Genomic DNA, 22,057 nt, shown 5'->3' with positions numbered 1-22,057 from the left:
CGCGCCCTCCCACCCTGCTCAGCGCACGCCGAGCAGGTGCTCCATCGCGAGCTGGTCCAGGCGCTCGAAGTGCAGGCCGCGGGCGGCCAGCGCCTCCGGGTCGTGGGTCTGCGCGCGCAGGTCGGCCAGCGTCTCGCCCTCGGCGAGGGTGGGGACGGCGAGCTCCCCCACGCGGGCCGCGTCGAGCGCCTCGGCGACCTCGGGGTCGGCGCGGAAGGCGCGCACCTTCTCGCGCAGGATCAGGTAGTTGCGCATGCAGGCGCGGGCGGTCTCCCACACGCCGTCGACGTCCTCGGTGCGCGGCGGCTTGTAGTCGAAGTGCAGGTAGCCGTCGTACCCGCCGCGCTCCAGCGCGTCCACGGTCCAGAAGGCGCCGCGCAGGTTGCCGGCGCCGAACCGCAGGTCCTGGTCGAACCGGGGGCCGTGCTGGCCGTTGAGGTCGACGTGGAACAGCTTGCCGTGCCACAGGGCTTGCGCGATGCCCTGCGCGAAGTTCAGCCCGGCCATCTCCTCGTGCCCGACCTCGGGGTTGAGGCCGACCCGCTCGGGCTCGTCGAGGGTGTCGATGAACGCCAGGGCGTGGCCGATGGTGGGCAGCAGGATGTCGCCGCGCGGCTCGTTGGGCTTGGGCTCGAGCGCGAACCGGAGGTCGTAGCCCCGCTCGCGCACGTACCCGCAGAGCAGGTCCATCGACTCCTTGTAGCGGTCCAGGGCGGCGTGCACGTCCTTGCTGCCGCCGGACTCGGCCCCCTCCCGGCCACCCCACAGCACGTAGGTCGTCGCGCCCAGCTCCGCGGCGAGATCGAGGTTGCGCAGCACCTTGGTCAGCGCGTACCGACGCACGGCGCGGTCGTTGGCGGTCAGCCCGCCGTCCTTGAACACCGCGTGGCTGAACAGGTTCGTCGTCGCCATCTCCACGCCCAGGCCGGTCTCGGCCAGCGCCTTGGTGAACCGGTCCAGCTCCGACTGCCGCGTCGCCTCGTCGGGCACCAGGTCGTCGTCGTGGAAGGTCACCGCCGCGGCGCCGAGCTCGGCGAGCCGGTGCACCGCCTCGACCGGGTCCAGCCGCGGCCGCACGGGGCCGCCGAAGACGTCGACGCCCTGCCAGCCCACCGTCCAGAGGCCGAAGCTGAACCGGTCGTCCTGCGTGGGGGTCAGGCTCACGAGGGGATCTCCGTCCGGGTGGGGCTGTCGGGGGTGGCGAGCGGGACGAGGGTCGGGTCGTCGAACACCGCCTCGAGGGCCAGGTGCGCGCCGCCGCGCACGGCGGCGGTGAAGCCCAGCGTGGAGAGGACGACGCGCGCGCCGGCCAGGCCGGGACCGAAGACCCGGGCGTTCAGCTCGGCCGTCAGCGGCTCCAGCAGGAACCGGCCGAGGACGGCGAAGTAGCCACCGAGCACGACCACGCGGGGGTTGAACAGGTTGATCAGGACGGCGGCGCCGCTGCCGAGCGCGGTGCCGACGGCCGACAGCGCGGCGAGGGTGCGCTCGTCCCCGGCCTCCGCCCGGCGGGCCACCTCGGCCAGGCGTGCCTCGAGGTCGCGCTCGGGGTCGTGCACCGGGTCGTCCGGGTCGGCCGCCGCGCGCAGCAGCGCCGCCAGGCCGACGACGGTCTCCCAGCACCCCCGCCGTCCGCAGCCGCAGACCTGCTCGGGGTCGCCGAGGGCGATGTGGCCGACCTCGCCGGACAGACCGTCGGCCCCGCGCAGCAGCCGCCCGGCGACGATCACGCCCCCGCCGACGCCGACCTCACCGGTCAGGTAGACCAGGTCGGGGGTGCGCGCCTCCGAGCCCATCGCCCACTCGGCCAGCGCCGAGAGGTTCGCGTCGTTCTCGACCCGCACCGGGCAGCCGACGTCGAGCCGCTGCTTCAGCCCGGCGAGCACCGGCTCGTCGTGCCACCCGATGTTGGGCGCGACCGAGACGATGCCGGCCCCGCTGTTCACGAGCCCGGGGACGGCGAGGGTGACGCCCGCAGGGCTCGCGCCCTGCGCTCCGACCGCCTCGATCGCCACGGCCACCAGCCGCGCCACCTCGTCGAGGGTGCGCTCGAAGCCGAGGACGGGGACGTCGAGCGGCTCGCGCTCCTCGTGGAGCACGGTGCCGGTCAGGTCGAGCACCAGCACGGCCGCGTAGTCGACGTTGAGCTCGACGCCGACCCCGCAGACGGTCGCGCCGTCGAGGTGCACGATGAGCCCCGGACGGCCGGCGGTGCCGCCCCGGTGCAGCTCGCCGGCGCTGACCAGGCCGCGGTCGGTCAGCTCCGCGACGAGGCTGGAGACGGTCGCCTTGTTGAGGCCCGTCTCCTGCGCGATGCGCGCCCGGGACCGCGGACCGTGGTCGCGCAGGTGCCGCAGGACCAGTCCGAGGTTGCTGCGGCGTACTGTCGCCTGGTCGGCGGGGGTCTGCCGCCGCCCCGGGGGCCGGTCGTCCCGGTCGACGTCGTCCGTCACGCCCGCTGCCTCCGCTTCCGCGACACCATTCGTCGGTCTTTCCAACAAATTAGGCCGCGGGGGTGTCCGGGTCAATACCGCGCCGATATCGTCCTGATCGTGCACCCCTCCGGACGGCCGACCCGATGACGCTCGTCGCAGGTGTGGACTCCTCCACGCAGGCGTGCAAGGTCGTCGTCCGCGACGCCGCGACCGGCGCCCTCGTCCGCTCCGGACGCGCGCCGCACCCACCCGGCACGGAGGTCTCCCCCGCCGCCTGGGAGCGGGCCTTCGCCGAGGCGTCGGCGATGGCCGGGGGCCTGGCCGACGTGGCCGCACTGTCGGTCGGCGGCCAGCAGCACGGCATGGTCTGCCTCGACGCTTCCGGCGCCGTCGTCCGGGACGCCCTGCTCTGGAACGACGTCCGTTCGGCGGCGGCCGCGGCCGAGCTGATCACCGACCTCGGCGACGGCGACGAGGCGGCCGGCCGCCGCGCGTGGGCCGACGCCGTGGGCGTGGTGCCGGTCGCGTCGTTCACCGCCGCCAAACTGCGCTGGCTGGCCGATGCCGAACCCGGGAACGCCGACCGGACCGCCGCGGTCTGCCTGCCCCACGACTGGCTGACCTGGCGGCTGTCGGCCGACCGCGACCTCGGCACCCTGGCCACCGACCGCAGCGACGCCAGCGGGACCGCCTACTGGTCGGCCCGCACCGGCGAGTACCGCCCCGACCTGCTGGAGCTCGCGCTGCGCGGCCGCCGTCCCGACGTCCCCCGCGTCGCCGCGCCCGCGGAGGTCGTGGGCGCGCTCGCCGGTACCACGGCGGTCCTCGGACCGGGCACCGGCGACAACGCCGCAGCGGCCCTGGCCCTGGCCGCGCGGCCCGGCGACGTCGTGGTCAGCATCGGCACCTCCGGCGTGGTCTCGGCGGTGACGGCCACCGCGGTCGCCGACGACACCGGCATCGTGGCCGGGTTCGCCGACGCGACCGGGCTCCACCTGCCGCTGGTCTGCACGCTCAACGCTGCCCGGGTGCTCGACGCGGCCGCCGCCCTGCTCGGCGTGGACCTCGCGACGCTCTCCGACCTCGCGCTCTCGGCACCCGCCGGCGCCGAGGGGCTGGTCCTGGTCCCGTACCTGGAGGGCGAGCGGACGCCGAACCTGCCCCGGGCCACCGGGGCGGCACACGGCCTCACGCTGCGCACCTCCACACCGGCGCACTGGGCACGGGCCGCCGTCGAGGGCCTGCTGTGCGGGCTCGCCGACGGCATCGACGCGATCGCCGCCCAGGGCGTCCCGGTGGACCGGGTGCTGCTCGTCGGCGGTGCGGCGTGGTCACCGGCGGTGCAGCAGCTCGCGCCCGCCGTCTTCGGGCGGCCGGTCCTGGTGCCCGCACCCGGCGAGTACGTCGCCGACGGCGCGGCCCGGCAGGCGGCCTGGGTGCTCTCCGGGGCGGCGGAACCGCCCTCGTGGGACCAGCCGGGGCTGCGCGCGTTCGAGGCGTCGCCGGCCCCCGCCGTCCGGGACCGCTACGCGGAGGTGCGCGGCCGCACCGACGGTCAGTAGCACCGGGCCTGGCCGCATGGGCCTGGCCGCACCGTGAGCGGCGGCACGGTTTCCACACCCCCCTGACGGGCAGGAATCGGGCCGGACGGCGGTTGTACCCGTCGAACGGGTTCACCGGTCGACCGCCTCGGGCCCGCGCACCGCGCCCGGGGCGGGCAGACTGGTCCCCGACCGCTCAGCGAGCCTCCGGCCACTCGGCCCGGATGGGAGGAACGGATCACCATGACCACGTCCCCGGCGCCTGGCACGACCCGGAGCAACCCCTCGAACGGCCGACCGCGCGTGGTGATCATCGGGTCCGGCTTCGGCGGGTTGTTCGCCGCCCAGGCGCTGCGCCGGGCCGACGTCGACATCACGCTGATCGGCAAGACCAGCCACCACCTGTTCCAGCCGCTGCTCTACCAGGTGGCGACCGGCATCCTCTCCGAGGGCGAGATCGCCCCGTCGACGCGCGAGATCGTGCGCCGGCACGAGAACACCCGGGTGGTGCTCGGTGAGGTCACCGACATCGACCTCGCCGCCCGCACGGTCACCTCGACCGTGCTCGGTCGAGTGGCGGTCTACGAGTACGACGAGCTGATCGTGGCCGCCGGCGCCGGGCAGTCCTACTTCGGCAACGACCGGTTCGCCGAGTTCGCCCCCGGCATGAAGAGCATCGACGACGCCCTCGAGCTGCGCGGCCGGATCTTCGGGGCCTTCGAGCTGGCGGAGCTGGCCACCGACCAGGCCGAGATCGACCGGCTGATGACCTTCGTGGTCGTCGGCGCCGGCCCGACCGGCGTGGAGATGGCCGGCCAGATCGCCGAGCTCGCTCACCGGACGCTGCGCCGCGACTTCCGCCGGATCGACCCCACCACCGCGCGGATCGTGCTCCTCGACGCCGCCCCCTACGTGCTGCCGTCCTTCGGCGACAAGCTCGGCGGCCGGGCCCGCCGGCAGCTCAACGAGATCGGTGTCGAGGTGCAGCTCGGCGCGATGGTCACCGACGTCGACGCCGACGGCCTCGAGGTCAAGGACGCCGACGGCCAGGTCCGCCGGATCCCGGCAGCCACCAAGATCTGGGCGGCCGGCGTGCAGGCCAGCCCCCTGGCCCGGATGCTCGGCGAGCAGTCCGGCGCCGAGGTCGACCGCGCCGGGCGGGTGGCCGTGCTGCCCGACCTCACACTGCCCGGGCACCCCGAGGTGCACGTGGTGGGCGACATGATGTCGCTGGACAAGCTGCCGGGTGTCGCGCAGGTCGCGATCCAGGGCGGCCGGTACGCCGCGACGGCGATCAAGCGGCGGCTGGCCGGCAAGGCGCCCCAGGGCCCCTTCAAGTATTTCGACAAGGGGTCGATGGCGACGATCTCGCGGTTCTCCGCGGTCGCCGACCTGGGCAAGCTCAAGTTCTCCGGCTTCATCGCCTGGCTGATGTGGCTGGTGGTCCACCTCTTCTACATCGTGGGCTTCAAGAGCCGGATCACGACCGTGCTGCACTGGGCGGTCAGCTTCCTCGGCCGCGGCCGTTCCCAGCGGGTGGCCACCCAGCAGCAGATCTTCGGCCGGCTCGCGCTGGAGCACCTCCCGCCGACGTTCGAGGCCTCCAAGACCGGCGGGCCCAAGGACATCCCGATCGGCGAGGACGCCACGGGCCGCCAGTCCGCCTGACAGGGATCAGCCCCGGGCGGGTGAGCCCTCGCGGATGATCGCCTCGGCGACCTGTCGCTGGTCCCCCGTGCGCCGCCAGGTCGCGCGCTGCCGCATCGCCGAGGTGCCCCGGCTGAACAGCCGGCCGACGAGGTCGTCGACCTCCGCCCACTCGTCGTGGTCCCGGAGGTCGGCCTCGAGCTCGGCCAGCAGCCGGCGCACGGCCAGGCGCGCATCGACCAGCGTGCCGAGCAGCGGGTCGAACAGCTGACCGGCGATCCCGTGCCGGGCGGCACGCCAGCGCGCCGCCCGGAGCATCTCGGGCCGCGGCTGGGGGGCGGGCACGCCGGCCTCGGCCCGGGCCACGAGCACCCGCACGAGCGACCGCACGATCCCGGCGTGCAGGACGGCGTCGTCGAGGTCGGTGCACACGTCGGCGAGGCGGAACTCCAGCGTCGGGAGGTGGTAGGAGGGGCGCACGTCCCAGTAGAGGTGCGAGCCGTCGGCGATGACGCCGGAGGCGACGAGGCCCTCGACGACCTCGGCGAACCGCGCAGCGCCGCCGAGCTGCTCCGGGGGGCCCGTGGTCGGCCACCGCGACCACCAGATCGTGCGGAAGCTGTCGTATCCCGTGTCGATCCCGTCGTGGAACGGGGAGCTGCCGGTCATGGCCTGCAGCACCGCGAGGTACGGACGCGCCCGGTCCATCACCGCCACGGCCGTCTCCAGGTCGGGCACGCCGACGTGCACGTGGCAGCCGCAGATGTCCTGCTGGGTGGCCAGCCCGGCCCACCGTTCGACCATCGCCTCGTACCGGGGGGCGGCCGTGATCACCTGCTGCCGCCAGCCGCCGAAGGGGTGGGTCGAGGCGGGCAGGACGGCGACCCCGGCACGGGCCGCCGCCGCGGTGGCGTCGGAGCGCGCGGCGACGAGTTCGGCGCGGAGGTCATCCAGCGACGAGCAGATCCCCGAAACCGCCTCGAGCTGCGTGGTGGCGATCTCCGCGTGGATGCGCGGCCCGAGCTCCTGGCGCAGGACCGACGTGATCAGCTCCGCGCTGGGCGTGAGCTCCAGTGTCACCGGATCGACGAGGTGGTACTCCTCCTCGATCCCGAAGGTCGCTCCGGCCTCGGCGGGACGCGGTGCGGGCAGGGGTTCGCCCAGGACCTGGCCGGCGCGCTCGAGGGACCCCATGGCCGGGTCAGTCCACGTCGCGACGAGGCCGCCGGGCCGGAGGTGCGACACCAACCGGGGGACGGTCCACGCGCGCTCCTGTGCAGGAGGGAGGGGCCGCGACGGCTCCCCCGGCCACCCCGGACGCCGGGTCGACTGACGATCAGCCGTCCGCTGACGGTAAGGCCTGCGGCCTGCCGACGCACCCCCGCCGGGCACGGACGCGGGCGGCCGCGCCGGCCCACCCGAGCGCGCCTCGGCGACGAAACCCGGGCTGGTGCGGGACATCTTCCGCCCCAATGGGGCATTCGCACCCCATGATGCGTCCCTCGACGACATGGACCGGCGATGCTTGTCGGAGCAGGCCACGGGGGCGGCGGCACCGGGCGGGAGGCACATGGTGAGGGAACGGCCGATGCGGGCGGCGCTGCTGGCCCTGCTCTACGGCGTGAGCGGCGCGTTCAGCCTCATCAACGCCGCCTGGCCGATCCGCGCCGACTCCCCCGTGGTCCTCGGCCTGTTCATCGGCGTCGTGGGCGTGGTCCTGGCCGGGGTGATCTGGTGGCGCAGTGCCCGGCTGAGCGACGCCGAGGTGCACGCCGCGCTGCTGCTCGCCGCGGTGCTGGTCGCCCTGCTGGCCTCGCAGTCGATGACCCGCGTGGGCGTGGTCGCGCTCGGGCCGATCGTCATCACCCTGTGCCTGTACGCGGGCTGGTTCCTGCCGCTGATCACGGCGAGGCTGCACGCGGCCGCGATCATCGCGCTGGCCAGCACCGGTGCCGCCCTCGCGCGCCCGGACCGGTTCCTCGTGTTCTGGCTCGTCGCCGTCGTGACCGCCGCGTTCCTCACCGAGATCCAGGGGCGGTTGGCCGAGCAGCTGCGCCGGGCGGCGACCACCGATCCGCTGACCGGGCTGGCCAACCGCCGCGCCTGGGAGGCCGAGGCGACCCGGGTCCTCGCCCACACCCGCCGCACCGGGGAGCCGGTGACCGTGGCCCTGCTCGACCTCGACCACTTCAAGGAGGTCAACGACCAGTCGGGCCACGAGGCCGGCGACGAGCTGCTCCGCGACCTGACCGCCCGCTGGTCGGGGGAACTGCGGCAGTCCGACCTGCTCGGCCGCTACGGCGGCGACGAATTCGTGCTGTGCCTGCCGGGCACCGACGCGGCCGGGACGGCGGAGATCCTGGCCCGGCTGGACGCCAGCCATCCGTTCCGGTGGTCGGTCGGGACGGCGACCGCGGTCGAGGGCGACACGCTGTCGACGATGCTCTCCCGGGCCGACGCGGCCCTCTACGAGCACAAGCGCCGCAGCCGCGCGGGCTGAGGCGGCCGTCGGGCCCTGCCGGGGCGGACCTCCTCCCCTGCCCGGGCACGCGGGCCGCCCCTAGCGTCGGCAGCGTGGGCGACAGGACGCCGGGGTCGCCGCGGGTGCGGCTGGCCACTCGGTTCGAGAACGCGGTGGACCGGCACTCGGTGCGGTTCGGCGCCTGGCTGCTGCGCCGCACGCACGGGCGCGCCGTCCGCTTCTGGCGTCGGCGGGCTCTGGTGCTGACCACGACCGGACGGAAGAGCGGCCGGCCGCGCACCGTCGTCGTCCAGTACTTCCCGGACGGGCGGGACATGGTCGTGGTCGCCGCGAACAGCGGCATGCCGACGCAGCCCGCGTGGTACCTCAACCTGACCGCGTATCCCGAGGCGCTGGTGGACGTCGAGGGCCGCCGGCTGCGGGTGCGCGCCGAGGAGATGTCCGCCGACGAGCGGGAGTCCTGGTGGCCTCGGGTCCTCGCCACCGCCCCGGACTACGCCCGCTACCGGGAACGGACCGACCGGGTCATCCCGCTGCTCCGCCTGGTCCCCGTCAGCGGTTCACCGCCGCGGTGAACCGGGCGCCCCACTCACCGAGCTGCTCGAGCAGTTCCGCCGGGGCGACCTCGTCGATCTCGGCGCCGGTGACCCCCAGCGCGAACACCGCCCAGTCGAGGTTCTCCGCGGCCATGGTCACCCGGCAGCTGTCCGTGCCGAGCTCCTCGACGGCGGCCCAGCGGCCGATCCGCTGGCGGACGTCGTCGGCTGGGGCGTGCACCCGCGCCTGCACCCGCACGGTCGGGACTGCGGCGACGATCCCGGCCCGGACGAACGCGGCGGCGTCCTCGGCCGGGAGGGTGCGGGGTGCGAAGCGGGCGCCCGTCCCGGTGGGCCGGCTCAACCGGTCGAGCCGGAAGCTGCGCCAGTCGCCCCGGTCGACGTCGTAGGCGACCAGGTACCAGCGGCGGCCGGCCGGGACCAGGCGGAACGGCTCGACCAGACGCTCGCTGTCCGCGCCGGAGGCATCGGTGTAGGCGAACCGCAGGCGCTCGGCGTCGCGGCAGGCCAGGGCCACGGAGGTCAGCACCGACGGGTCGACCGACGGCGCCGCGCTCCCCCACCCGGCCGGCACGGTGACCTCCCGCAGCGCGTCCACCCGTCGCCGCAGCCGCGCGGGCATCACCTGCACGACCTTGGCCAGCGCCTGCACCGACGATTCGGCCATGCCGGCGACCGGTGCCTGCGCGGCGGCCTGCAGGCCCACGGCCAGCGCGACGGCCTCGTCGTCGTCGAGCACGAGCGGCGGCAGTGCCGCGCCGGGCGCCAGCGAGTAGCCGCCGTCGACACCCGGCCGGGCCTCCACCGGGTAGCCGAGGTCGCGCAGCCGGTCGATGTCGCGGCGCAGGGTGCGCAGCGAGACGTCGAGCCGGCCGGCCAGGTCGCCGCCGGACCAGAACCGGCGGGCCTGCAGGAGGGAGAGCAGGCGGAGCGTGCGGTTGCTCGTGTCGGCCACGGATTCAGATTCTCGCTCATTGCGGTCAGGATCTGGCACCGATCGCTCCTAGCGTGGACATCGTCCGATCAGGAACTCCCCGAGGAGCCCTCCGATGACCAGCACGACCCTCACCGCCGAGCGCGCCGACCTGCTCGAGGCCCTGGCCACCCACCGCCACCTCCTGCGGTTCACCGTGCAGGGCCTGACCGACGAGCAGGCGCGGCAGCGGACGACGGCCAGCGAGCTGACCCTCGGCGGGCTGATCAAGCACGTGGCGCTGACCGAGCAGAACTGGGCCCGGTTCGTGGTGGAGGGCCCCGCGGCCGTGGCCCCGCCGGCCGACCCGTCCGGGTACGAGACGTGGGCCGACGCCTTCCGGCTGCTGCCCGACGAGACGCTCGACGGCGTGCTCGCCCGCTACGCCGAGGTGGCCGCGCGCACCGACGACCTGGTGCGCACCCTGCCCGACCTCGACGCGTCGCACCCGCTGCCCGAGGCCCCGTGGTTCCCGCCCGGCGCGCGCCGGTCCGCCCGCCGGGTGTTCCTGCACATCGTGGCCGAGACCGCCCAGCACGCCGGCCACGCCGACATCCTCCGGGAGTCCCTCGACGGCCAGAAGTCGATGGGCTGACCAGCTCACGCTGCACCGGACGCCGATGCGCTCGTCAGGGCTCGGCGAACCAGGCGAATCCGAGCCCGGGCAGCAGCAGCTTGTCGGCCCGGAACTCCGGTCGCCCATCGCCGGCCAGCACGGGCTCGAAGGTGCCGTACCCGGTCACGGTGTCGGCGTCGACGAGCTGGGCCGCGCCGCTGAAGTTGGCCAGCCCCACGAAGGTGCCGGTGCGCGGGTGCCGGCGCCGCCACGCGAGGACGTGCGGGTTGCCGACGTCGAGCACCCCCGTCTCCGCCCCGCCGTGCAGCGCCGGCAGCGATCGCCGCACCTCGCCCAGCCGCGCTATCCAATGCGGATGCGAGAAATGCGGACAATGTGGCGAAGACTTACCGCTTCGGCGTTCAGGAAGGGACGAAGTTTCTGAACAGGCCGCCTTCACCGGACCTCGGGACGCAATCGAGCTGCTGTCAGCGAGTTCACGACTACGGCATCTTAGGTTCGTTCCAGCAGACAGTCAAAGACGAGGAGGACTTTACGGCGGGCTGCGCAGACGTCTGGAGCGACTTCAACGGGTAGTGCTCCTGAGAGCTCGGGAAGCGCGATTTGCAGTAAATCGCGGCGGCCCTCAGTGGGCCACTCAGGCCACGAGATGATCTCCGCTACCTACCGTTGACCCTGTAGTCAGGGCCAAGCCGCTAGGTCCATGACATCTGCGTACGCGGTGCCCACGGTCGATGCCCGCACTTCTCGGGCATTGAGCTCGGCGCGCTCTGCCGACAGCCGCCCAGCGACCAACGTGTTCTGACGCTCGGTGTCTCCAGCCGCATTCCAGCCAAGGGCTGGCGCGGACATCTACGCTCCGCACCATGCCGAGGTGGCCCTGGAAGCGCGACACGCCTGAGACCGCGTCAGGTATCCGTCCCCCCAAGCATCCGCCACCGCGCAGCTCGAAGATCGAGATCTTGTTCCATTACCTCGACCATTTCGAGCAGGAGTTCGTCCGAGCGCGATTGATTGTCAAGTCTCGGGCAAGCAAGGTTGTTGTGGGTGTCGCCGCAGCCAACGGCGGCATCGCCGTCGCGGGGGCCGTCACAGCTGTGTCCGGGGAGGCAGGCCTAGGTGTGATCAGTACGGGCCTCGCCGCGAGATCGCCATCGCGACGGCGTGGGACGGGCATTTTTCGGCATCGAGAGTTGTGGGTCCAACGAACGCTTGTTGCTAGCGATCTCCAGACGCTTCGTCGTCAGGTAGAGATGCGCCGGGCTGGCGGAGAGGACGCGAACTCTCTCGCCGACGCAGGCATGGTAGGGCTGAACGCCATCCTGGAGGCGGATATGGCCGCCTGGTCCGAGGTTCGTCGGGCGCAGCAGATGACATCGGATACTAAGCAGAGCCAGCGTGACGGACCTGCGGGTGATGGACCTGTGACGTAGTGCGACTTCTGGCTCCATGCGAGGCGGCCAGTTCCCTCGGCTACGCGTTGGTGAGTTGCCCACAGCTACGCCATCGGGCGTAACGGAGATGCACGGAAAGGGATGACAGTGGCGACGGATGAGACTGCGGAGCCGGAGACGGCATCAGGTTCACAAGAGTGGGAAAACCCATTCTCTCTCGATGATCACTATAAGGGATACGCAAAGGATTATATAAAGGAACTGCTGACCAATATTCGAGAGACGGAGACGGCTCTTCGACGATCTCTCTTGATCGTCGTCACCTTGGGTTTCGTATTCGCCTTGTCCTTCTCGAATGTCACGGCCGGGCTGACATTTTTTTCTCTGCGTCTAGACGATGTAGGTCCGCTGCTAGCGGTGATCCCCCTCGTGACCGCGTATCAGTTTGGCAACATCGCAGGTATCGTTTACGTCCTCTATCTGACTGAAGGAAAGTTCGAGCTGGCGCTGAAAGCCGCCTACCCAAGGTTGGCTGAGAACGACTGGGCCAATGCCCTGTATCCGGCGAATATGGTGCTACACGGTCCTGCTGACAGACTTGATGCCGTCACGGGGGATGACGGAGTGAATGCGGAGGTCCTATTAATTGTCATGCGGTTCGTATTGTTGGTTCTTGGCCCCGCCGCGGTAACAGTTGCCGAAGTGCTTTTCTACGGCGCCACAGTGGGTTGGGGGACATGGTCCTTCATTGCAGTTGCGGTGATGGCTCTTGGACTGATGCTGCCGGGAGTGATCTGGCTCCGTCTGTGGGCGACGCGATCAAGGCTTTGAACCCACTCGTCTCGGTGTCGCGTGGCGAGCGACCCGGCCAGGGCTCAAGTCGACCGATTGTCTGACGCCCGGCGAGCCGATCGCCGATGAATCGTTCGAGCGGCATGCCCGCACACGAGGGCGTCACAGCCCCAGCTAGCGCCGTCGCAGTGTCCCTGAGTGGGCCGCTAAGGGGACATAGGGCGGCTCTGGGAAGCCCGCGCTTGGACGGAGCAGCAGAGGTCAGCGTGGTTGTACCGCTGTCTAACCTGCTGCCCGTGCGCACGACAACCCTCTCCAGTGAGCGGCGCGACGACTGGGTCCCCTCAGCGCCCGGGGCGTGGTCATGCCCGTGATCACGGTGGCAGAAGGGTCCAGCGCCTATCCGGCACGGATTGAGGTCAGTTCCCCCTTGCATCCGCGGGAGTTGCGTTCACTGCCGCATGGGCGCTGTGTCGTGCAGTTAGGCAGCCTGCTGTCGATGGGCGAGCACGAGCTTCTCGGGACCTGGTTCGCCGAGCATCCCGACGCGGAGCTGCGCGTGTATGCCGGGCTACCGGCGACTCTCGACTTCCTCCGGGCCTACCCGCGCCTCACCGCGCTGACTGTCGACAGTGAGGTCACCGACGCCTCCGGCCTGGCCTTTCTGCCGGACTCGCTGCGCTCTCTCATCATCGACTGCCGGCTGCCTCAGCCGAACGATCTCGACGCCCTCGCGCGCTTCCGCAGCCTTGACACCCTTGGTCTCAGCGGCATCCGACGACTTCCCGACTCGGTCCGCGGATTGCCCGTCACGAAGCTCCATCTCGGGAACGTCAAGATCCTCGACGGCCTCGGTCACCTGCCCCACCTTCGGACACTGCGCCTGCGGAACGCATCGGCCGACCTGACCCCGCTGATCGGGCTGTCCTACCTTGAAGACCTCACTCTCGCGGTCGGCGGTTGCGGCGACCTCGGACCCCTGGCGGAGCTGTCGTCGTTGCGCCGGTTCTCCGCTTGGCTCGTCCGCGGCCTGGACGACGTCAGTCCGCTCGCGCGGCTGCCGAAGCTCGAGGACGCGTACCTCTCAAAGCTGCGGGGAGTGGATCGACTCCCCCCGCTTGTGGACGCCCAATCGCTGGCGAAGGTGACTCTTGAACACATGCGTGGCCTGAGCGATCTTGGTCCGCTCCGCGACGCCCCGGCACTGCGGTTGCTCTCGCTGATCGAGATGGAGCACCTGCAACCGGAAGACGTCGCGGTACTCGTCGGCCACCCCACCCTCACTCAGGTGCATATCGGCCTCGGCAGTGACCGGAAGAACCTCGCAGTCCGCGATGCCCTGCGAATCAGCGGAAGCTACGGCGGGCACCCTTGGCCGCCGGCGAATTGATCGCATGGGTCCAATCGACGCTAAGAGTGTCGCTAAGTGGGCCGCTTGGAGACAGTCGACGCACACGCTTCCGCGGAAGCGCCGTCACGCCGTTTCCCTCGACGGCGCTTCTGCGGAAGCGTCTCCACGGCGCGTACCGGAACCGCCCCACCGACGTGCGGGGCGCCTGTCAGGGTTCGGCGAACCAGGCGAAGCCCAGCCCGGGCAGCAGCAGCTTGTCGGCCCGGAACTCCGGTCGCCCGTCGCCGGCCAGGACCGGCTCGAAGGTGCCGAACCCGGTCACCGTGTCGGCGTCGACGAGCTGGGCCGCGCCGCTGAAGTTGGCCAGCCCCACGAAGGTGCCGGTGCGCGGGTGCCGGCGCCGCCACGCGAGAACGTGCGGGTTGCCGACGTCGAGCACCCCGGTCTCCGCCCCGCCGTGCAGCGCCGGCAGCGACCGCCGCACCTCGCCCAGCCGGCGCAGCCAGCCGAACACCTGTCCCTCGAGGGCGGCCGGGTCGTGCCGGTGCTCGGCCGCGGCCCAGTCCATCGGCGGCCGGTGCATCCACCGGTTGTCCGGCGCGCGGGCGGGGTCGGTCAGGTAGCCGGTGTCGTTGCGCAGCCCGAGCTCGTCGCCCATGTAGAGCAGCGGGATCCCGCCGAACGCGTAGGCCACCGAGTGCAGCAGCACCAGGCGCCGCACGGCGCGGGCGAGCGCGTCGTCGTCCCCCCGCTGCAGGGCGTCCTCGATGCCGCACAGCGACGCGGCGGAGCCGGAGATGCGTGCGTCGCCGGTCGCCTCGTTCTCCTGGAACAGCGCCCCCCGCGCGAACGAGCCGGGGAAGCGCCCGCTGAAGAAGTCGTTGAGGAACCGGCGGTGGGCGAAGCCGTCGGCGCCGACCACGGCGGCGTCGGTGTCGCTGACCGCCCAGCCGATGTCGTCGTGCCCCCGCACGTAGGTGACCCACGAGGTCGACGGCGGGATCGGCTGCATGCGGCCCAGCGACTGCGCCGCCAGGCGCGCGTCGCCGGTGGCCAGGCTGCTCCAGAGCATGACCATGAGCTGGTTGTTGTAGGCCAGCTCGCACTCGGGCCGGTAGCGCTCGTGCGCCCCGAGGTAGGGCACCAGGTCCTCCGGCGAGACGATCGCCTCGGCCTTGAAGACGACGCCCGGCGCGGCCAGCCGGGTCAGCGCGTGCAGCAGCTGCAGCACGCTGTGCCCCTCGGGTTGGTTCTGGCAGGCGGTGCCCAGGCGCTTCCACATGAACGGGACGGCGTCCATGCGGAAGACGTCGACGCCCCGGTTGGCCAGCCAGGTGATCTCGCCGAGCATCGCCAGCGGGACGGCGGGGTTGGTGTAGTCGAGGTCCCACTGGTAGGGCCAGAACGTCGTCCAGACCCAGCCGCCGGCGCCGCCGCACGCCTCGGGCACCCAGCTGAACGAGCCCGGTGCGCGGTCGGGGAAGACCTCGGGGATGGTCGCGTCGTACGCGTCGGGCATCTGCCGGTCGGGGAAGGCCGTGTAGAAGTCCGCGAAGGCGGGGTCGCCGGCCAGCCAGGCCTGCGCCCACGGGTGCTCGCGGGCGGTGTGGTTGAGCACCAGGTCGATGCACAGGCTCATGCCACGCCCGTGCAGCGCGCCGGCGACGTCCTCCAGGTCGGTCATCGTGCCCAGGCGGGGGTCGACCGAGCGGTAGTCCATCACCGCGTACCCGCCGTCGTTCTCCCCCGGCCGGGGATGCAGCAGCGGCATGAGGTGCAGGTAGGTGGTGCCCAGCTCGGCGAGGTAGTCCAGCCGCTCCGGCAGCGCGTCGAGGGTGCCGCAGAACCGGTCGACGTAGCAGACGTACCCCTGCATCGACGGGCGCTGGAACCAGCCGGGGTCGATCTCGCGGCGCCGGTCGAGCCGCCGCAGCTCGTCCGGCCGCTCCGCGGCCGCGGCCAGCGCGATCCGGACGGCGCGCTCGAACAGCTCCGCCACCACCGCCTCGTCGCCGCCGCCGTAGAGCAGCGCCAGCGGGCCGTGGACGTCGTCGAGCGCGACCTCGACGCGTGCGAGGAAGGCATCGGCCTCCGCGTGCCCCAGCGCGGCGGTCGCGTCGGCCGCGAGGCGCGGGGCGAGGGCGGCCCACATCAGGTCCGCCGGGCCGGTCAGCGCCGTCCTCCCGTGATCATCGGCCCAGTATCGGGGTAGCGCCCGCTGTTCGCCCACGGCGTGATCGGCCCCGACGAGGGGCGCGGGGGCGTTCACTGGTGCGTGTAAGCGCGTAATCAGGAGGGCCGGGCGATGCCCCAGGAACCGGACACCGAGACGCCGCTCGACGCCTACTCCCGCATCGTCACCGCCGTTGCCGGCGACCTCACCCCGCACGTGGCCGCCCTGCAGGTCACCGGCCCCGGCGGGCGCGGGGGCGCCGGCTCGGCCGTCGTGTTCACCGGCGACGGGCTGCTGCTGACCAACGCGCACGTGGTGGCGCGGGCCCGCTCGGGGGTGGCGGTGTTCAGCGACGGCACCGAGTCGGCCGTGGACGTGGTGGGCGCCGATCCGCTGTCCGACCTGGCGGTGGTGCGGGCGCGCACGGCGACGCCCGAGCCGGCCGTGCTCGGCGACGCCACCACGCTGCGGGTCGGCCAGCTCGTCGTCGCCGTCGGCAACCCGCTGGGCCTGGCCGGCTCGGTGACCGCGGGCGTGGTCAGCGGGCTCGGCCGGTCGCTGCCCACCCGCGACGGCCGCACGGCCCGCGTCGTCGAGGACGTCATCCAGACCGACGCCGCGCTCAACCCGGGCAACTCCGGTGGCGCGCTGGCCGACTCGTCGTCGCGGGTGGTCGGGATCAACACCGCCGTCGCCGGGTGGGGCCTCGGGCTCGCCGTACCGATCAACGACACCAGCCGCCGCATCATCGGGTCGCTGGTCGCCGACGGCCGCGTGCGCCGGGCCTACCTCGGGCTGGTGAGCACGCCCGCTCCCCTGCCGGTGCCGCTGGTCGAGCGCACCGGACGCCGCCGCGGGCTGCGCATCGTCGACGTCGTCCCGGGTGCCCCGGCGGACCGCTCGGGACTCAAGGCCGGCGACCTGGTGCTCGAGGCGGGCCGCCGCCCGGTGGCCGACGCGCAGAGCCTGCAGCGGCTGCTGTTCGCCGAGGCCATCGGCCGGCCGCTGCCGCTGACCGTGCACCGGCGCGGCGCGATGGTCGACGTGATCGCGGTGCCGACGGAGCTCACCGGCGGCTGAGTCCGGGACGCCCTGAGGAGCTTCCCGCCATGCGGCGCCGCTGGCACCATGCGGGCGTCGCGCCAGTCGCGACTACGACTGCTGACAACGGGAGGGGGTTGGTCTGCCGTGGATCTGCCGATGCTGGCCGCGAGCGCGCTGTTCTCCGTGACCGCGGCGTACGGCGCGGTGGTGGGCGTGCGCGAAGACGTTCCCGGCGAACCACTCGGCTGGCGGCCACCGGGAAAGGTCTCCACGCACGAGATCGTCGGGCTGGGCTCGGGCACGATGGCACCCTGGCCCATGCCGGTGGCAGCGGTGATCGCCGCACTGAGATCGCATCCAGGCGCCACGCTGCCGGCGCAGGTCTGCCTGGGCATCGGATCCGTCTGCCTCGTCGGCACCGTGGTCGAGCCGGTCACCTGGGGCCGGCGCTCGGCGTCCGGGGCGACGACGGTCACCACGGCGCTGCATCTGCTCTCCGGGGCCGCACTCGTCCTGGCCGGACGCCGGGCCATCATCCAGTCCAGGCGGTTGTCGTAGTCCCCTCCGCCCCACTCCCCCGCCGCGATCAAGACGCCAGTCCCCCGCCGCGATCATGGCGCCGGAACAGCTGTTCCGGGCCGAACGGTGGTTCTCGCGCCATGATCACGGGGTGACCCTGCCGCTCGCCGAACTCCACCTGCACATCGAGGGCACGCTCGAGGCCGACCTGCTGGTGACGCTGGCCCGGCGCAACGGGGTGCCGCTGCCGAGCTACGACCCGACGGAGCTGACCGCCCGGTACGCCGACTTCGCCGACCTGCAGGCGTTCCTCGACGTCTACTACGCCAACCTGGCGGTGCTGAGGACGGAACAGGACTTCCACGACCTGGCCGCGGCGTACCTGGCGCGGGCCGCGGCCGCCGGGGTGCGGCGGGCGGAGATCTTCTGCGATCCGCAGACCCACCTGCGCAACGGGGTCCCGCTGGAGGTGATGTTCGGCGGCCTGTCCGCGGCGCTGGCCGAGGCGCCGGTGTCCGCGGACCTGATCGTGTGCTTCCTCCGCGACCTCGGCGGCGACGCGGCCGAGGACCTGCTGCGGCAGGCGCTGCCGTTCCGCGAGCACTTCATCGGCGTGGGCCTGGACTCGGCCGAGGTCGGCTACCCGCCCCGCCTGTTCCGGGCGGCGTACGAGATCGCGGCCGCGGAGGGCCTGCACCGGGTGGCACACGCCGGCGAGGAGGGCGGCCCGGAGTACGTGCGTGAGGCGCTGGACGAGCTCGGCGTCGAGCGGATCGACCACGGCAACCGGGCGCTGGAGGACCCGGATCTGGTCGCGAGGCTGCGCGACGAGCGCGTGCCGCTGACGGTGTGCCCGCTGTCGAACGTCGCCCTCAAGGGCGTCCCGCGCATCGAGGAGCACCCGCTGCCCCGGATGCTGGAGCTGGACCTCGTCGTCACCGTGAACAGCGACGACCCGGCGTACTTCGGCGGCGGCATCGACGCCAACGTCGCCGCCCTGCGGACGGCGCTGGGCATGACCGACGACGACCTCGCCGTGCTGGCGGCCAACTCCTTCGAGGCCGCCTTCATCGACGACGACGACCGCGCCAGCCGGCTGGCCGAGGTGGCGGCCTGGCGCGCGCGGTGACCTACCGCCGGGTGTCGAGGCGCGCGTCGAGCAGTTGGTTCACGGCCCGCTCGGCGTCGTCGACGGCGCCGGCGTTCTCCCCCGACGGGCACCGGGCGTAGGCGCTGCGGGCGACGCCGAGCGCCACGAACGCGAGGGAGATGTCGAGGTCGATCTGCTCGAGGCTGGTGACGGTCGGGCTCATGGCGACCTCCTGACGCGGTGCGTTCCTCCGGACAGCCCGCACGCTATTCACCGGGTATGACGTTTCGGGAACGCCGAAATGTCCGGCGTGAGCGTGTTCCGTCCCAACCGTCACCGGCGCCTGACGTCCTCCCGCACCGCCTCGACGACCTGCTCCAGCGCGGCGTAGCTGTGCCCGCTGACGAACGCGTCGCAGTACGGCAGGGCCGCGGCCATCCCGCCCACCAGCGGCGCGTAGCCCGGCGCGGCCTTGCGTGGGTTGACCCACACGATGCGGTGGGCCAGGCGGTGCAGCCGGCGCATGGCCTCGGCGACCTCCTCCGGATCGTCCTGCGCCCAGCCGTCGGAGAGCACGACGACGACGGCGCCCCGCGCCAGCCCCCGCCGTCCGTGGCCGCTCACGAACTGCCCGATGCCCTCGGCCAGCCGCGTGCCACCGGCCCAGTCCGGAGCCGCCTCCGCCGCGCGGGCCAGCGCCTGGTCGGTGTCGCGGAGCGCCAGCTGCCGGGTCAGCCGGGTCAGCCGGGTGGAGAAGACGAACGCCTCGGCGTGCGCACCGGCGACCGCCCCCTGCAGCAGGGTCAGGTAGACCCGGGTGTAGGGCTCCATCGAGCCGGAGACGTCGCAGAGCAGCACCAGCCGCCGGGGTTGCCAGCGCCGCTGGGCGTGCACCAGCCGGGCCGGATCACCCCCGGAGCGATGGGCCGCCCGGACCGTTCGCCGCAGGTCGAGCCGGTCACCCGACCGACGGGTCGGGCGGGTGCGCCGGCTGCGGCGCTCCGGCGTGCTCAGCACCAGCCGGCGGACCAGCTCGCGCACCTGCCCGAGCTCCTCGGGGGTCAGGTCGGCGAACGAGGTCGAGTGCAGCCGCTCCTCCGCCGACGCGGCGGCGAGCAGCACCTCGCGCTCACCCTCCTCGCCGCCGTCGTCCCCACCGGCCGTGCCCGGCGTCCCCTGGGACGCGCCGGGCGTGCTGGGGCGAGAGTCCGGCGGCACCGGGCGGGTGCGTGGCTCGCTGCCGATCGGCGGCGGCGCGGTCGGGTCGCCGCGGTTGTCGGCCGCGTCGAGCATCCCGTCGAACACCGCGGAGAAGACGGCGTCGAAGACGGGCAGCTGGGCACGGTCGGTGACCAGCGCGACCCGGCAGGTCCAGTACAGCGCCGCGCGGTCGACCGCCGGCACGAGCTGGAGCGCGCGGGCGAGCCCGGCGGCCCGTTCGGGCGTCGTGGGCAGACCGGCCCGGTGCAGCGCCGTGGTGAGGCCGACGGCGAGCGGCCCCGCGGCGACGGGAGGGATACGGGTGTCAGCCATGCCCGGCGTCGGCCAGCCACGCCGCGCCCCGGGTGCGGGCCAGCTCCTGGTCGTCGCGGTTCTTCAGCACCGACCCCCAGCTCGCCTCGACGGCGGCGGTGTCCAGGCGCTCGACGCCGAGGATCGACAGCGCGGCCACCCAGTCGATGACCTCGGCGATGCCCGGCGGCTTGGCCATGTCGAGGGAGCGCAGCCGGCCCACCGCCGCGGCGGCCGCCACCGCGAGCGGTTCGGCGCTGCCGGGCACGCGCCGCCGCACGATCTCGGCGACCCGCTCCGGTGCCGGGTAGTCGATCCAGTGGTAGAGGCAGCGCCGGGTCAGCGCGTCGTGCAGCTCCCGGGTCCGGTTCGAGGTGAGGACGACGACCGGCGGGTGGGCCGCCCGGATGGTGCCGAGCTCCGGCACGGTCACCGCCGCCTCGGCCAGCACCTCGAAGGTGAAGGCCTCGAACTCCGCGTCGGCGCGGTCGATCTCGTCGAGCAGCAGGACCGCCGGCCGGGGCCCCCGGTGCTCGATGGCCTGCAGCAGCGGCCGGCGGAGCAGGTAGTCGGGACCGAACAGGTCGTCCTCGTCCAGCGGCGCCCCGCGGGCCTCGGCCAGCCGGATGCCGAGCAGCTGCCGGGGGTGGTTCCACTCGTAGAGGGCCTCGGCGGCGTCGATCCCCTCGAAGCACTGCAGGCGGTAGAGCGGCGTGTCGAGCACGCGCGCGAGCGCCTTGGCCGCCTCCGTCTTGCCCACGCCGGGCTCGCCCTCGAGCAGCAGCGGCTGGGGCAGCCGGACGGCGAGGAACATCGCCGTCGCCAGGCCCGGGTCGGCCAGGTAGTCGACGGCGTCGAGGGCCTCGGCGAGCGCCGCGACGTCCGGGAGCCGCGCCCGGACCTCCTCCTCCGCGCCCGTCCGCGCCGCCGCCGTCACGACGCCGTCTCCCAGCTTTCTGTACCGAAAGCTGCGGTGCCACGCGCAGCTTTCGGTACAGAAAGCTGGTCAGGGAGCGGGGGCATACCGGGCCGGGTCGGCGAGGAAGGCGGTGCGGCAGCCGTCGCAGCAGAACCAGGTGGTGACGCCGTCGACCGTGGCCTGCGGCGAGCTGTCGACGGCCGCGACCGTCATGCCGCAGACGGGGTCGACGGCGCGCTCGGGTGCGGTCGGCGACGGTGCCGCGTGGCGCTCGGCCGACCGCCGCTCCTGGACGATCTCGGCGAGCACCGAGAGCGCGATCTCCGCCGCGGTGCGCCCGCCGATGTCCAGGCCGGCGGGGCTGTGCACCCTGGCCCGCTGGTCGTCGGGGACGTCGAGCGCGGAGAGCACCGCCGCCCCGCGGATCCGGCTGGCGATCAGCCCGACGTAGGGCACGCCCAGCCGCAGCGCCGCGGACAGCGCCGGCTCCTCCCCGCGCCCGTGCGAGGCCACGACCACCGCGGCGTCGTCGGCGTGCGGGGCGGCGTCCTGGCCGGAGACGAGCTCGACGTCGTAGCCGAGCGGCCGGCCCAGCCGCGCGAGGGCCTCGGCGATCGGGCTGTCGCCGACGACGAGCATCCGCGGGGCGGGCACCCGCGGCTCGAGGAAGATCTCGACCGAGCCGCCGGACAGGCACGGGTTGGCGACCGTGACCGCCCCCTCCTCGCTGGTCTGCGGGGTCGCCTCGCCGGGCACGATCCGTAGCAGCAGCGGCTCGTTGGTCGACAGCGTCATCAGCCCGTACTCGCGCACCGAGGCCTCGGCGCAGGTGCCGCCGACGAACCCGTCGATCCGGCCGTCGGCGCGCACCAGGGCCGTGTCGCCGGCGTGCGCGCTGGTCGGCTTCTGCGCCCGCACCACGGTGGCCTGGACGTAGGGCTCCCGGCTGCGGGCGAGTTCGGCGGCGGTGTCCGTGACCGTCAAGGGCAAACCTCGATTCCGATGGGCGGTTCGGCCCCGCTGCAGGGACCCGCCGCGAGCGTGCGAGTGG

The 22,057-nt window shown here is 73.2% G+C and carries 20 protein-coding genes; 10 read left to right on the top strand and 10 right to left on the bottom strand.

The window, feature by feature from the left end; genetic code table 11:
* Window positions 1-18 precede the first annotated feature (18 nt).
* Window positions 19-1,164 carry a xylose isomerase gene (gene xylA / locus ABD644_RS04195; RefSeq protein WP_344687303.1) on the bottom strand — a complete coding sequence of 382 codons (1,146 nt, stop codon included), beginning with the start codon at window positions 1,162-1,164 and terminating at the stop codon, window positions 19-21.
* The gene (locus ABD644_RS04190; RefSeq protein WP_344687302.1) at window positions 1,161-2,453 is read right to left on the bottom strand and encodes an ROK family transcriptional regulator; all 1,293 of its coding nucleotides are present in this window, start codon (window positions 2,451-2,453) and stop codon (window positions 1,161-1,163) included. Before ABD644_RS04190 ends, xylA begins: the two co-directional genes overlap by 4 nt.
* 125 nt (window positions 2,454-2,578) lie before the next feature.
* On the opposite strand from ABD644_RS04190, the gene ABD644_RS04185 reads away from it, so the two are divergent.
* Entirely contained in the window at window positions 2,579-3,997 is a 1,419-nt protein-coding gene (locus ABD644_RS04185) for a xylulokinase (protein ID WP_344687301.1), read from the top strand.
* A 222-nt stretch (window positions 3,998-4,219) separates the two neighbouring features.
* Window positions 4,220-5,644, top strand: coding sequence for an NAD(P)/FAD-dependent oxidoreductase (locus ABD644_RS04180; protein ID WP_344687299.1), 1,425 nt, complete (start codon window positions 4,220-4,222; stop codon window positions 5,642-5,644).
* Window positions 5,645-5,650: 6 nt separating this feature from the next.
* Here the strand turns inward: ABD644_RS04180 and ABD644_RS04175 are convergent, their stop codons facing one another.
* Entirely contained in the window at window positions 5,651-6,817 is a 1,167-nt protein-coding gene (locus ABD644_RS04175; protein WP_344687298.1) for a carboxylate-amine ligase, read from the bottom strand.
* A gap of 376 nt (window positions 6,818-7,193) precedes the next feature.
* Here ABD644_RS04175 and ABD644_RS04170 point away from each other — a divergent pair, with 376 nt between their 5' ends.
* Entirely contained in the window at window positions 7,194-8,123 is a 930-nt protein-coding gene (locus tag ABD644_RS04170; RefSeq protein ID WP_344687297.1) for a GGDEF domain-containing protein, read from the top strand.
* A 74-nt stretch (window positions 8,124-8,197) separates the two neighbouring features.
* The gene (locus ABD644_RS04165) at window positions 8,198-8,680 is read left to right on the top strand and encodes a nitroreductase/quinone reductase family protein (RefSeq protein WP_344687295.1); all 483 of its coding nucleotides are present in this window, start codon (window positions 8,198-8,200) and stop codon (window positions 8,678-8,680) included.
* On the opposite strand, the gene ABD644_RS04160 is transcribed toward ABD644_RS04165, so the two are convergent.
* Complete coding sequence (locus ABD644_RS04160; protein WP_344687294.1) at window positions 8,658-9,617, bottom strand: helix-turn-helix transcriptional regulator; 960 nt, start codon at window positions 9,615-9,617, stop codon at window positions 8,658-8,660. The genes ABD644_RS04165 and ABD644_RS04160 overlap by 23 nt on opposite strands.
* A gap of 94 nt (window positions 9,618-9,711) precedes the next feature.
* Here ABD644_RS04160 and ABD644_RS04155 point away from each other — a divergent pair, with 94 nt between their 5' ends.
* On the top strand, window positions 9,712-10,230 hold the full coding sequence (locus ABD644_RS04155; protein WP_344687293.1) for a DinB family protein: 519 nt from the start codon (window positions 9,712-9,714) through the stop codon (window positions 10,228-10,230).
* A 34-nt stretch (window positions 10,231-10,264) separates the two neighbouring features.
* Here ABD644_RS04155 and ABD644_RS04150 read toward each other — a convergent pair whose 3' ends face one another.
* Window positions 10,265-10,540, bottom strand: a complete 276-nt coding sequence (locus tag ABD644_RS04150) for a hypothetical protein (protein WP_344687292.1) — start codon at window positions 10,538-10,540, stop codon at window positions 10,265-10,267.
* Between the two features lie 1,207 nt (window positions 10,541-11,747).
* On the opposite strand from ABD644_RS04150, the gene ABD644_RS04145 reads away from it, so the two are divergent.
* Both ABD644_RS04145 and ABD644_RS04140 read left to right on the top strand, forming a co-directional pair.
* The gene (locus ABD644_RS04145; protein WP_344687291.1) at window positions 11,748-12,437 is read left to right on the top strand and encodes a hypothetical protein; all 690 of its coding nucleotides are present in this window, start codon (window positions 11,748-11,750) and stop codon (window positions 12,435-12,437) included.
* Window positions 12,438-12,756: 319 nt separating this feature from the next.
* Complete coding sequence (locus ABD644_RS04140) at window positions 12,757-13,788, top strand: leucine-rich repeat domain-containing protein (protein ID WP_344687290.1); 1,032 nt, start codon at window positions 12,757-12,759, stop codon at window positions 13,786-13,788.
* A 169-nt stretch (window positions 13,789-13,957) separates the two neighbouring features.
* Here the strand turns inward: ABD644_RS04140 and ABD644_RS04135 are convergent, their stop codons facing one another.
* Complete coding sequence (locus tag ABD644_RS04135) at window positions 13,958-15,901, bottom strand: alpha-amylase family protein (protein ID WP_344687289.1); 1,944 nt, start codon at window positions 15,899-15,901, stop codon at window positions 13,958-13,960.
* A gap of 153 nt (window positions 15,902-16,054) precedes the next feature.
* Between ABD644_RS04135 and ABD644_RS04130 the strand changes: the two genes are divergently transcribed.
* From ABD644_RS04130 to add, 3 genes are all read left to right on the top strand, one after another.
* The gene (locus ABD644_RS04130) at window positions 16,055-17,002 is read left to right on the top strand and encodes a S1C family serine protease (RefSeq protein WP_344687288.1); all 948 of its coding nucleotides are present in this window, start codon (window positions 16,055-16,057) and stop codon (window positions 17,000-17,002) included.
* Window positions 17,003-17,110: 108 nt separating this feature from the next.
* Complete coding sequence (locus ABD644_RS04125) at window positions 17,111-17,524, top strand: hypothetical protein (protein ID WP_344687287.1); 414 nt, start codon at window positions 17,111-17,113, stop codon at window positions 17,522-17,524.
* A gap of 112 nt (window positions 17,525-17,636) precedes the next feature.
* Complete coding sequence (gene add, locus ABD644_RS04120) at window positions 17,637-18,614, top strand: adenosine deaminase (RefSeq protein WP_344687286.1); 978 nt, start codon at window positions 17,637-17,639, stop codon at window positions 18,612-18,614.
* Between the two features lies 1 nt (window position 18,615).
* Here the strand turns inward: add and ABD644_RS04115 are convergent, their stop codons facing one another.
* The 4 genes from ABD644_RS04115 to ABD644_RS04100 form a co-directional block, all read right to left on the bottom strand.
* Window positions 18,616-18,798: a hypothetical protein gene (locus ABD644_RS04115; RefSeq protein ID WP_344687285.1), complete on the bottom strand. Its 183-nt coding sequence runs from the start codon at window positions 18,796-18,798 to the stop codon at window positions 18,616-18,618.
* A gap of 110 nt (window positions 18,799-18,908) precedes the next feature.
* The gene (locus tag ABD644_RS04110; protein ID WP_344687284.1) at window positions 18,909-20,108 is read right to left on the bottom strand and encodes a vWA domain-containing protein; all 1,200 of its coding nucleotides are present in this window, start codon (window positions 20,106-20,108) and stop codon (window positions 18,909-18,911) included.
* On the bottom strand, window positions 20,101-21,024 hold the full coding sequence (locus ABD644_RS04105) for an AAA family ATPase (RefSeq protein ID WP_344687283.1): 924 nt from the start codon (window positions 21,022-21,024) through the stop codon (window positions 20,101-20,103). Before ABD644_RS04105 ends, ABD644_RS04110 begins: the two co-directional genes overlap by 8 nt.
* Before the next feature lie 69 nt (window positions 21,025-21,093).
* Window positions 21,094-21,990 (bottom strand): XdhC family protein, encoded by an 897-nt coding sequence (locus ABD644_RS04100; RefSeq protein WP_344687282.1) that lies wholly within the window; start codon window positions 21,988-21,990, stop codon window positions 21,094-21,096.
* Window positions 21,991-22,057: the final 67 nt, after the last annotated feature.

The organism is Blastococcus jejuensis (assembly GCF_039534705.1).
GTDB classification, from domain to species: domain Bacteria; phylum Actinomycetota; class Actinomycetes; order Mycobacteriales; family Geodermatophilaceae; genus Blastococcus_B; species Blastococcus_B jejuensis.
The sequence above is the reverse complement of the archived record's forward strand: the minus strand, read 5'-3'. Positions and strand labels throughout refer to the sequence as shown.